Annotated in this window: 11 protein-coding genes; 5 read left to right on the forward strand and 6 right to left on the reverse strand. The window is 68.9% G+C overall.

Going from position 1 to position 11,564, the window contains the following annotated elements; translation table 11 throughout:
• Nucleotides 1-117: 117 nt before the first annotated feature.
• Entirely contained in the window at nucleotides 118-966 is an 849-nt protein-coding gene (locus tag ACFVDI_RS24900) for a hypothetical protein (RefSeq protein WP_378911469.1), read from the reverse strand.
• Between the two features lie 27 nt (nucleotides 967-993).
• On the reverse strand, nucleotides 994-1,923 hold the full coding sequence (dapD, locus tag ACFVDI_RS24905) for a 2,3,4,5-tetrahydropyridine-2,6-dicarboxylate N-succinyltransferase (RefSeq protein ID WP_378911470.1): 930 nt from the start codon (nucleotides 1,921-1,923) through the stop codon (nucleotides 994-996).
• 68 nt (nucleotides 1,924-1,991) lie between these two features.
• Between dapD and ACFVDI_RS24910 the strand changes: the two genes are divergently transcribed.
• Nucleotides 1,992-2,282: a hypothetical protein gene (locus ACFVDI_RS24910; RefSeq protein WP_378911471.1), complete on the forward strand. Its 291-nt coding sequence runs from the start codon at nucleotides 1,992-1,994 to the stop codon at nucleotides 2,280-2,282.
• 4 nt (nucleotides 2,283-2,286) lie between these two features.
• Here ACFVDI_RS24910 and ACFVDI_RS24915 read toward each other — a convergent pair whose 3' ends face one another.
• The 4 genes from ACFVDI_RS24915 to ACFVDI_RS24930 form a co-directional block, all read right to left on the reverse strand.
• Complete coding sequence (locus tag ACFVDI_RS24915) at nucleotides 2,287-2,472, reverse strand: YbdD/YjiX family protein (protein ID WP_378911472.1); 186 nt, start codon at nucleotides 2,470-2,472, stop codon at nucleotides 2,287-2,289.
• A gap of 79 nt (nucleotides 2,473-2,551) precedes the next feature.
• Nucleotides 2,552-4,732, reverse strand: coding sequence for a carbon starvation CstA family protein (locus ACFVDI_RS24920; RefSeq protein WP_378911473.1), 2,181 nt, complete (start codon nucleotides 4,730-4,732; stop codon nucleotides 2,552-2,554).
• Nucleotides 4,733-4,822: 90 nt separating this feature from the next.
• A complete protein-coding gene (locus ACFVDI_RS24925) occupies nucleotides 4,823-5,386 on the reverse strand; it encodes a DinB family protein (protein WP_378911474.1) in 564 nt (187 codons plus the stop codon).
• A 43-nt stretch (nucleotides 5,387-5,429) separates the two neighbouring features.
• Nucleotides 5,430-6,200 (reverse strand): enoyl-CoA hydratase/isomerase family protein, encoded by a 771-nt coding sequence (locus tag ACFVDI_RS24930; RefSeq protein WP_378911475.1) that lies wholly within the window; start codon nucleotides 6,198-6,200, stop codon nucleotides 5,430-5,432.
• Nucleotides 6,201-6,278: 78 nt separating this feature from the next.
• On the opposite strand from ACFVDI_RS24930, the gene ACFVDI_RS24935 reads away from it, so the two are divergent.
• From ACFVDI_RS24935 to ileS, 4 genes are all read left to right on the forward strand, one after another.
• A complete protein-coding gene (locus ACFVDI_RS24935) occupies nucleotides 6,279-6,716 on the forward strand; it encodes a GNAT family N-acetyltransferase (protein ID WP_378911476.1) in 438 nt (145 codons plus the stop codon).
• 114 nt (nucleotides 6,717-6,830) lie between these two features.
• Complete coding sequence (locus ACFVDI_RS24940) at nucleotides 6,831-7,577, forward strand: endonuclease domain-containing protein (RefSeq protein WP_378911477.1); 747 nt, start codon at nucleotides 6,831-6,833, stop codon at nucleotides 7,575-7,577.
• A gap of 8 nt (nucleotides 7,578-7,585) precedes the next feature.
• A complete protein-coding gene (locus ACFVDI_RS24945; protein ID WP_378911478.1) occupies nucleotides 7,586-8,032 on the forward strand; it encodes a GNAT family N-acetyltransferase in 447 nt (148 codons plus the stop codon).
• 245 nt (nucleotides 8,033-8,277) lie between these two features.
• Nucleotides 8,278-11,523, forward strand: a complete 3,246-nt coding sequence (gene ileS / locus ACFVDI_RS24950; protein ID WP_378911479.1) for an isoleucine--tRNA ligase — start codon at nucleotides 8,278-8,280, stop codon at nucleotides 11,521-11,523.
• The last annotated feature ends 41 nt before the right edge of the window (nucleotides 11,524-11,564 follow it).

Here is an 11,564-nt window from a genome sequence, read left to right on the forward strand (position 1 = left end):
GGGGGTGGGGGGGTTGGGGGCCCCCCACGCTGTGGTGGGGGTCCTCCACCTTCTCTTGCCCCCCCCCACAACTCATGTCTCGCCCGCCACAACTACCGACTCGGCGGGGAGGGTGGGTCAGGCGAGGGTGACGACGATCTGGTCGCTGGTGACCTCGGGGGTCTCGGCCCACTCCTCGTCCTTGCCGGCGGACCAGGTGCGTCCGTCGTACGCAATTGAGGTGGCGCCGAACTCGCTGGCCCGGGCGAGTACGTAGTGGGCGGCCGTCCAGCCGCCGCGCTCGCCGGTCTCGCCGGCATCGACCGGGATCACCACGGTTGAGCCCTCGACCCGAGCCCGGCCGACCATGCCGCCGAGCAGCTGGTTGACCTCGGTCTTCGTCGCCTGGGGCTTGCCGGAGCCCGCCTCGGGCTCGTCGATCCGGCAGGTCAGCGCGGCGGGGGAGTAGCCGCTGATCGCGGAGGCGATGGCGCGGCCCTCGCCCTCGTGGTCGGCGTACGCCTCGGGGTAGGCCGAGCGCTGCACCTCCTGCGCCGCCTCGGTGACCACCATGTCCTCGTAGCCCTCGATCTTCACGAGCGCGTCGTAGAACTTGTTGGTGGCGTAGACCGGGTCCTGGACCTGCTCCTCGGTGCCCCAGCCCATCGACGGGCGTTGCTGGAAGAGTCCGAGCGAGTCCCGGTCGCCGTGGCTGATGTTGTAGAGCTTCGACTCCTGGATCGCGGTCGCGATCGCGATCGTGGCCGCCCGCGCGGGCAGGCCGCGCTTGAGCCCCAGCGCGGTGATCACGGCCGCGTTGCCCATCTGCTCGGGGTCGAAGCGCGCCTCGTACTCGCCCGCGACCGCCGTGCAGTGCTGCAGGTCGGGGAGAAACGAGTCCAGCTTGTCCGTCGCGGCCCGGACCACCCAGTAGATGCCGCCGGCGATCACGCTGAGCACCACCAACGTGGTGAAAAACTTCTTCAACTCAGCACTCTGCTCTTCGGTGTTGGATCAATTGGCGTGGAGGGCGGCGTTGAGCTCGATGCCCTCGCCCTTCCACGGAACGGCCTCGATGGCGCCGCTGACCGAGTTGCGACGGAAGAGGATGTTGGAAGCGCCGGACAGCTCTCCGGCCTTCTTGACGGTGCCGTCCGGGAGCGTGACCTTCGTCCCGTACGTCACGTAGCAACCGGCCTCGACCACGGCGTCGTCGCCGAGCGAGATGCCGATCCCGGAGTTGGCACCGAGCAGGCAGCGCTGGCCGATGGAGATGACGGCCTTGCCGCCGCCGGAGAGCGTGCCCATGATCGAGGCGCCGCCGCCGACGTCGGAGCCGTCGCCGACGACGACCCCGCCGGAGATCCGGCCCTCGACCATCGAAGCGCCCAGCGTGCCGGCGTTGAAGTTGACGAAGCCCTCGTGCATCACGGTGGTGCCGGCGGCCAGGTGGGCGCCGAGGCGGACGCGGTCGGCGTCGCCGATGCGGATCCCGGACGGCACGACGTAGTCGACCATCCGCGGGAACTTGTCCACGCCGTAGACGGTGACGTGCTGGCCGGCGGCACGCAGCCGGGCGCGGGTGAGCTCGAAGCCCTCGACCGCGCACGGGCCGGCGCTGGTCCACACCACGTTGGTGAGCAGGCCGAAGATGCCGTCGAGGTTCTGCCCGTGCGGCTGCACGAGGCGGTGGGAGAGGAGGTGGAGACGCAGCCAGACGTCCTCGGTGGTCTCCGGCGCGATGTCGAGGTCCTTGACCTCGATGAGGGTGACGCGCTTGGTGACCTGGCGTACCTCGTCGGCGCCCTCGAGCGCGGTGAGCTCGGCCGGCGCCGTCGCGTCGGCGGGCTGGGTGCCCAGCTGCGGCGCGGGGAACCACACGTCGAGCACAGAGTTGTCGGCGGCGTACGTCACGAGGCCGAAGCCCCAAGCTGCATTCGTCACGGGGCGCAGTCTAGTGGCCGAGCCTGAGCGACCCCTTATCGACGGTCTCGACGTGCGAACATGGACGCGTGAGCAAGAAGAGCGCGCCGCCGGCGCCGCAGCTGATCCAGGCCGAGGACGGCACCTGGACCTTGGACATCCCCGGTGTGGCGAGCAGCAAGGGCCACCCGGCGCCGGAGTGGGCGATGGCCAAGGGCGTGGAGGTCGTACGCCGCGCCGCCTCGGACATCGTCCGCGGCTGGATCAACGGCAAGCCGGTCAGCGACGCCGAGAAGCAGGTGGTCCTGCTCGTCACCCGAGGTGACTCGCAGGTGTACGCCTGGCTCGACGCCGCCTTCGCCGACGACAACCCCCGCTAGACCGCTAGCAGCAGCGAGCCTGCGGGTTGTGCTCCTTCTCGTCCGCCCGGTGACGCTCGAACGCGCGCCGGGTCATCGGCTCGACGCCCTCGCGCTCGCACCGGGCGACGTAGTCGTCCCACTTCGCCTCCCCGGTCGCCTGGCGGAGCAGCCGCCAGGCGCCGGAGACACGCTCGGCCAGGCCACTCACGAGACCGCCCCCGTAGCGCAAGCGCCAGGATACGGGCGCGGTCGCGTGTGACGCTGTCGGTTCGCTCGCTTGCGCCCGCTCACGAGATCGACGCCTTCTGGGAGGCCTCCCACTCGCGTACGGCTTCCTTCTCCTCCTTGGTGGCGAAGAAGTCGGAGGGCGCGACGATCTTCGACTCGACCTTCGGCACCTCGGTGGTCGGCAGCGAGCCGCCGGCGCGCAGCGTCTTGACGACGGTGACCGCAGCTCCCGCGACGATCACGATCACGAGCGCCGCGAAGGTGGCCTGCAGGATGCCGGACTGGGTCGAGTTGTAGATGATCTGGTCGACGTCCGCGGGCGTCTTGGCGACGCCGTAGAGCTCCCCGGACGCCTTCGCCTCGCGCGCGGCCGAGGCCTGTGCGAAGTAGCCGATCGTCGGGTCGTCGCTGAAGATCTTCTGCCACGACGAGGTCATCGTGACGATGAGGTCCCAGACCAGCGGGATGCCCGGCACCCACGCCCATTTCAGCTTGCCGTGCTTGATCAGCAGCGTGGTGGCCAGCGTCAGCGCGATGGCGGCGAGGAGCTGGTTGGCGATGCCGAAGAGCGGGAAGAGCTGGTTGATCCCGCCGAGGGGATCGCCGACGCCGATCCAGAGCATGTAGGCCCAGGCCAGCACCACCAGCGCCGAGGCCGACCAGGTGGCCGGACGCCAGGAGACGTCGGCGTAGCGCGGCCAGATGTTGCCGATGGTGTCCTGCAGCATGAACCGGCCGACCCGGGTGCCGGCATCGACGGCGGTCAGGATGAAGAGCGCCTCGAACATGATCGCGAAGTGGTACCAGAACGCGGCCAGGCCGCCACCGAAGGCGTCGGTGAAGATCAGCGAGATGCCGAACGCCAGGGTCGGAGCGCCACCGGTGCGGGAGATGATCGTCTCCTCGACGCTGTCCGCGGCGGCCTGGAGCTCGGCCGGGGTGATCGTGAACCCGAGCCCGTTGACGAACGCGGCCGCCGTCTCCGGGGTGCCGCCGGTGGCGCCGGCAGCGGCGTTCATCGAGAAGTAGATGCCCTGGTCGATCACTGAGGCGGCGATGAGCGCGGAGATCGCGACGAACGATTCCATCAGCATGCCGCCGTAGCCGATCATGCGGACCTGGGACTCCTTGGCGACCATCTTCGGGGTCGTGCCGGAGGCGATCAGCGCGTGGAAGCCGGAGAGCGCACCACAGGCGATCGTGATGAAGACGAACGGGAACAGCTTGCCCGTGAAGGCCGGCCCCTGGCCGTTGGTGGCGAACTCGGAGACCGCCGGGTTGGCGAGCACCGGCGCGGCCAGGATCATGCCGAAGGCCAGCAGGACGATCACGCCGATCTTCATGAAGGTCGAGAGGTAGTCACGCGGGGTGAGCAGCATCCACACCGGCAGGATCGAGGCGACGAAACCGTAGATCGCCAGCGCAATGACCAGGGTCTCCTTCTCCAGGGTCAGCAGGTTGGCCAGCCCCATCTCCTCGACCCAGGTGCCGCCGGCGATCGCCATCAGCAGGAGTACGACGCCGATGGCGGTGACCTCGAGGACCCGGCCGGGACGCAGGTAACGGAGGTAGAAGCCCATGAAGAGCGCGATCGGGATGGTGAGCCCGATCGAGAACACACCCCAGGGCGACTCGGCCAGCGCGTTGACGACCACGAGCGCCAAGACGGCCAGGATGATGATCATGATCGCGAAGACGGCGATCAGGGCGGCGATGCCGGCGACGGTGCCGATCTCCTCGCGGACCATCTGGCCCAGTGACTTGCCGTCACGGCGCATCGAGAGGAACAGCACCACCATGTCCTGCACCGCGCCGGCGAAGATGACGCCGACGATGATCCAGATCGTGCCGGGCAGGTAACCCATCTGCGCGGCCAGGACCGGACCGACCAGCGGCCCGGCGCCCGCGATGGCGGCGAAGTGGTGCCCGAAGAGCACCCGCCGGTCGGTGACGTCGAAGTCCCGCCCGTTCTGGAGCCGCTCGGCCGGGGTCGCCCGGCTGTCGTCGACCTCCAGCACCTTCTTGGCGATGAACTTGGAGTAGAACCGGTAGGCGATGGCGTAGGAGGCCAGCGCGGCGAACAGGATCCACAGCGCCGAGACCTCCTCACCACGGGACAGGGCGAGCATGGCCCAGCAGACGGCGCCGACGACAGCGACGGCGGCCCAGATGACGATGGACTTCACGTTGGGCCCGGACCGTGGGCCCGAGCCGGTGGGGTTGGCGGTCGACGTTGACATGGTCTCCCTCGGGTTCAGCGGGGTAAGCGGTCGCTTGTGACCGCTGTCTCAGCCTAGTCTCAGAAAACCGTCGTCAGGAGGCCGGTGGGGCTACTGCCCGGTACGCCCGTCGATGGTCTCGCGCAGCAGGTCGGCGTGGCCGGCGTGGCGGGCGTACTCCTCGATCATGTGAACCAGGATGTCGCGGATGCTGGCCTGCTCGTGGCCCGTGTCGCGCAGGTCGCCGAGCACGCTGTCGTCGATCGAGTCGAGCCACTCGTCGGCGAGCGCGACCTGCTCGCGCCAGCTCGCGAACGCCTCCGCCACCGACTCCTCGGTGGGCTCAACCTTGTGGAAGCCGCCGGTGGGGTCGTCGGCGTCGGGGCGGGGGATGTCGAGGTTCTCCCTGAGCACTCGCTGGAACCAGCCGTGCTCGACCCGCGCCATGTGCCGGATCAGCCCGATCAGACTCAGGTCGCTCGGCGGCACGCTCTGCTTGGCCAGGTCCTCCGGTCCGAGATCCTGGCACTTGAGCTCGAGGGTGAGCCGGTAGTGGCGCAGGTAGTCGCGATAGGTCGCCAGCTCACCGACGGGCTGCTCCTTGTGGAGGCGTGGGTCCTCGCCCTCGGGAAGCCAGATGCCGCCGAACCCCACCTGCCGCTGATCGCTGCTCATGGGCTCTACCCTCGCGGAAACCGGCGCCTTTCGGCCAATGATTTCAGCGCGTGAAGCTGGGCGGCCGCTTCTCGAGGAAAGCGTTGATGCCCTCGCGCCCGGACGCCGAGCCGCCGAGCGCCGAGATCGACTCCGCCTCGCGCCGCAGGGCCGACTCGGGGTTGGGGTCGGCGACGTCGCGGATCAGGTGCTTGGTGCGGGCCAGCGCCTCCGGGGAGCCCGCGAGGAGAGTCGCGACGACCTCGTCGACCGTGGCGTCGAGCTCGTCGGCAGGTACGACACGGGCGACCAGCCCCGCCTCGAGCGCCTCCGTCGCGGAGAGCATGTCGCCCAGCAGGGTCAGCCGGAGCACCCGGTGGAGTCCCAGGGTGTGCACGAGCAGGGAGCCGCCGCCGTCGACCGACAGCCCCACCTTCGCGTAGGCGAGGCTGAACTTCGCCCGGTCACCGGCCACGACGATGTCCGCCGCCGCGGCCAGCGGGAAGCCGACACCCGCGGCGGTGCCTTGCACCGCGCTGACCACGATCGCGTCGCAGCGTACGAGCTCGGTGATGATCCGGTTGGCCCCCTCGGCGAGCTCGAGGATGAACGGCCCGAGATCGTCGGCGGCCGCGAACCCGGCCAGGTCGCCGCCGACCGAGAAGTACTTCCCCTCCGCGGCGAGCACGATCACCCGCGCCGAGTCAGCCTTGGCCCGCAGGATCGCCGCCAGCATCTCCGCCCCCGCTTCGGGCTTGAACACGTTGCCCCGGTCCGGATTGGTCATGGTGATGCGCGCGCAACCGTCGGCGTACTCGTAGCGAATCAGGCTCATGCGCGCATCCTGCCAGTTGCTCCCGTGACCGTCGCTCGATCAACACCGATAGCGGTCCTGGACCGCTACGGTCGCGACGTGGCATCTTCGATCGCGTTCACCGTCACCGCCGTGCCGGCGGCTGAGACCTATCCGCTTCGAGCGCTCGTCCTTCACCAGGGCGCGCCGCCTGACGTGGCGAAGGTGGCAGGCGACGAGCAGCCAGACCTCGCGACCTTCGCAGCCCGAGACGCTGATGGTGTCGTAGTCGGCTGCGTCGGCCTGTTCCCTGCCGAGAACAGCAGCTGGCGGATCCGGCGTCTGGCGACCGCTGAGGCGTGGCGTGGACGCGGCGTCGGCACGGCCGTCCTGGCCGCGGCCCTGGCACATGTCGAGACCCATGGCGGTGGCACGGTCTGGTGCAACGCCACCCCCGCCGGCGGCGCCTTGTTCCTGCGGGCCGGCTTCGAGCAGGTCGGCGAGGCCTGGGAGGACCCGGTGTTCGGGCCGAACGTACGAATGGTGCGGGAGGGATGAGGGAGTTCTGCACACGGTCGTTACCTATGTGACGGATGAGGCGCCTCATCCGTCACATACGTAACGACCGTGTGCATTCGGTTTAGAAGCCATGGGTTTGGGTATGACTCTGGCGTGAACGATGAGGAGAAGGCCGCGGCGCTCTCTGCGATCGACGCTGCGGAAAGGTTGCGCGGTGTCGTCTCGGGATTGAGTGCCGCGCTGGTGTGGGGCTGGTCCGTCAAGCACCCACCGCTTCGCCCGGAGGTGACGATCCCGAGAACCCGGCGGATCCGTCGCACGGTCGCTCGCGGGGTCGCGGTTCGTCGACTCGATATCCCGGCCTGCGACGTCGATGGCATCGTGACGACGCGGCTTCGCACGGTCATCGACTGCTCAAGGAAGCTGCCCTTCGACGAGGCGCTGTGCGTCGCTGACTCCGCGCTGCGCCAGGGGATGTCACGGGAGGAGTTGGTCTCGGCCGCCGATCGCACCTTTGGCCCCGGGGCCGGGGGAGTGCGCAGGGTCGCGCACTTGGCCCACGGCGGCGCCGACAACGCCTTCGAGAGCTGTCTGCGCGCGATCGCGATCCGGGTCGATGGGCTCGACGTCGAACCTCAGGTGAGGATCGCCGAGCCCGACTTCCTCGGTCGGGTCGACCTCGCCGACCGGCGGCTCCGGATCATCATCGAGGCGGACTCGTTCGAGTTCCACGGAACACACCGAGCACTGGTCGAGGACGCGGGCCGCTACAACCGGTTCGTGGCGGCCGGATGGATCGTCCTGCGGTTCACCTGGGAGGACGTCATGCTGCACCCTGAGGTCGTTCACGAGGCGCTTTCCGGTGCCGTCGCCGACCGGTTGAGGTCGATGCCTGCATGATGGACGGCGTGATCACGGTGCGCCGGGTGGGGGTCGAGGAGACGTATGCGTTGCGGGCGGAGGTGCTGCGCAACGGTGGGCCGCCGGAGGCGGCGAGGCTGGCGGGGGACGATGATCCCGAGGTCGCGACGTACGCGGCGCTGGATGCGGGCGGGAGCCTGGTCGGGTGTGTCGGGCTGTTCCCGGAAGCCTGCCCTGACCTGCCCGGACATCCCGGCAAGGGATGGCGGATCCGGGGGATGGCGACGGCCGACGGGTGGCGCGGGAAGGGTGTGGGTGCCCAGGTGCTGCAGGCGGCGCTCGACCATGTCGTGACGCGGGGCGGCGGGCTGGTCTGGTGCAACGCGCGTACGCCTGCAGCCAGGTTCTACGAGCGGGCCGGGTTCCAGGTGATCGGCGAGCCGTGGGACGACCCCGAGATCGGCCCGCACGTGCGGATGTGGCGCGCCGTGTGAATCGGGTTCGCGCGGCGGGGCGCAGGCGGCGTACCCTCTTCCTTACAGGCGTTCGAGCCGTCATCAGCGGCGAGCCCCGGGAAGAAAGCCTCCAGCAGGTCGGAGGCAAGTAGAACCCGGCGGGAGTGGCCCGTCACAGCCGTAACGAAGTGGCCCAGGCATGGGTAAGCAGGGTGGTACCGCGGTCGAAAGATCGTCCCTGTGGTGAAGACGAACCCACTACCACCCAGCAGGAGATGCCGCCGATGGCCTATCCGAAGGTCACCTCAGCCGACAAGAGTGCCGTCCCGGCCAGCCCACGCTTCCCGGAGATCGAGACACAGGTTCTCGACTACTGGAAGAAGGATGGGACCTTCCAGGCGAGCATCGACAACCGTGACGCCGGCGAGAACGGCGAGAACGAGTTCGTCTTCTACGACGGCCCGCCGTTCGCCAACGGCCTGCCGCACTACGGTCACCTGCTGACCGGCTACGTCAAGGACATCGTGCCGCGCTACCAGACGATGCGCGGCAAGCGCGTCGAGCGCCGCTTCGGCTGGGACACCCACGGCCTGCCCGCCGAGCTCGAGGCGATGCGCCAGCTCGGCCTGAAGACGACCGACGAGATCGTCGAGATGGGCATCGACAAGTTCAACGCGGCCAGCCGCGCCTCGGTGCTGAAGTACACCGGCGAGTGGCGCGACTACGTCACCCGCCAGGCGCGCTGGGTGGACTTCGACAACGACTACAAGACCCTCAACCCCGACTACATGGAGTCGGTGATCTGGGCCTTCAAGACGCTCTACGACAAGGGCCTGGTCTACGAGGGCTTCCGCGTCCTGCCCTACTGCTGGCAGGACGAGACCCCGCTGTCCAACCACGAGCTGCGGATGGACGACGACGTCTACAAGGACCGCCAGGACCCGGCGGTCACCGTGGGCTACGAGCTCGACGCCACCGGCGACGACGAGGTCCTCGACGGCGCCCACATCCTGATCTGGACCACCACGCCATGGACCCTGCCGTCCAACCTCGCGGTGATGGTCGGTTCCGACATCGACTACGTCGTCGTCGAGGGCCCGGTCCCGGGGACCGACAAGAAGGCGAAGTACGTCCTCGCGGAGGCTCGGGTCGCGGCGTACCAGAAGGAGCTGTTCCCGGACGCCGACGAGGCAACGGTCCTGGGCCGCTACAAGGGTGCCGAGCTGCTCGGTCGCACCTACACGCCGCCGTTCTCCTACTACGCCGGCCACACCAACGCCTTCCGCGTGGTCGCCGCCGACGACGCGGTCACGACCACCGACGGCACCGGGGTCGTCCACACCGCCGGTGCCTTCGGTGAGGTCGACAAGGAGGTCACCGACCGCGAGAACATCGAGGCGGTGATGCCGGTCGGCAAGGACGGCCGCTTCACCGCGCCGGTGGTGGACTACGCCGGCGTCCAGGTCTTCGACGCCAACCTGCAGATCATCGACCACCTCAAGGCCGCGACGAAGGGCGTGGGGGAGACCGGGTCGGTCACCGCGGGCACGATCCTGCTGCGCCGCGAGTCCTACAACCACTCCTACCCGCACTGCTGGCGCTGCCGTCAGCCGCTCATCTACAAGGGCGTGAGCAGCTGGTTCGTCGAGGTCACCAAGATCAAGGACCGGATGCTCGAGCTCAACCAGCAGATCCGCTGGGTGCCCGAGCACATCCAGGACGGCCAGTTCGGCAAGTGGCTGGAGAACGCCCGCGACTGGTCGATCACCCGCAACCGCTTCTGGGGCTCCCCGGTGCCGGTGTGGAAGTCCGACGACCCGGCCTACCCGCGCCTCGACGTCTACGGCTCGTTCGCCGAGCTGGAGCGTGACTTCGGCACCCTGCCGAAGGACGCCGACGGCAACCCCGACCTGCACCGTCCCTACGTCGACGACCTGGTCCGCCCCAACCCCGACGACCCGACCGGCAAGTCGATGATGCGCCGGGTCTCCGACGTACTCGACGTCTGGTTCGACTCGGGCTCGATGAGCTTCGCCCAGAACCACGTGCCGTTCGAGAACGAGGAGTGGTTCGCCCACCACTTCCCGGGCGACTTCATCGTGGAGTACATCGGCCAGACCCGCGGCTGGTTCTACACCCTGCACATCCTGGCGACCGCGCTCTTCGACCGGCCGGCGTTCCAGTCCTGCATCAGCCACGGCATCGTGCTGGGCTCGGACGGGCAGAAGATGTCCAAGAGCCTGCGCAACTACCCCGACGTCAACGAGGTCTTCGACCGTGACGGCGCCGACGCGATGCGCTGGTTCCTGATGTCCTCGCCGATCCTGCGCGGCGGCAACCTGGTCGTCACCGAGCAGGGTATCCGGGACTCCGTACGCCAGGTGATGATCCCGCTGTGGAACAGCTGGTACTTCTTCCAGCTCTACGCCAACGCGGCCAACCTGGAGACCACCGGTTCGACCGAGTCCACCGACCCGCTGGACCGCTACGTCCTGGCCAAGCTGCGCGACTACGTCGCCGAGATGACCACGGCGATGGACGACTACTACGTCGCCGAGGCGTGCGAGGCGACGCAGCGGTTCATCGACGTGCTCACGAACTGGTACATCCGGCGCAGCCGCGAGCGGTTCTGGAACGAGGACAAGGCCGCCTTCGACACTCTCTACACGGTGCTGGAGACGGTGACCCGCCTCGTCGCACCTCTGCTGCCGCTGACCACCGAGGAGATCTGGCGCGGTCTGACCGGTGGCCGCTCGGTGCACCTGGCCGACTACCCGGTCGTCGAGTCCCTCCCGGCCGATGACGACCTGGTCGCCCGGATGGACGCGGTGCGCGCGGTCTGCTCCTCGACCTCCGCCCTGCGCAAGGCGCGCAAGCTCCGCAACCGTCTCCCGCTGGGCGGCCTGACCGTGGTCGGCGCCGACATCGCGGGCTTCGAGGAGATCGTCGCCGACGAGGTCAACGTCAAGTCCGTGCGCCTGCTCGCGGCCGACTCGGAGGAGGCCGGCACCTACGGCATCGAGCAGAAGCTGAGCGTCAACGCCCGCGCCGCCGGGCCGCGCCTGGGCAAGGACGTCCAGAAGGCCATCAAGGGCTCCAAGTCCGGCGACTGGTCGGTCTCCGAGTCCGGTGAGGTCGTTGCCGGTGGTCTGGCGCTGGTCGAGGGTGAGTACACGCTCGAGACCGTCGTCGGCTCCGCCTCCGACGACATCGCCGTCTCGATGCTCCCGGGCGGCTTCATCGTCCTGGACACGGTCGTCACCCCAGAGCTCGCCGCCGAGGGTCTCGCCCGTGACCTGGTCCGCGCGGTCCAGAACGCCCGCAAGGAGGCGGGTCTCAACGTCGAGGACCGGATCACGCTCTCGGTGGCCGGTTCCGAGACCGTACGCCAGGCCGCCACCACCCACGCCGACCTGATCGCCCGCGAGACCCTCGCCACGACCTACGACGTCGTCGACTCGCTCGAGGGCAACCCGGTCGACCTGGGTGACGGCGAAAAGGCGACGGTGGCCCTGACGAAGGCCGAGTAGGACCCGTCGTGTGTTGCCGGGCGTGATCCACGGATCCCGCC

This window comes from Nocardioides sp. NPDC057767 (assembly GCF_042798275.1).
GTDB lineage: Bacteria > Actinomycetota > Actinomycetes > Propionibacteriales > Nocardioidaceae > Nocardioides.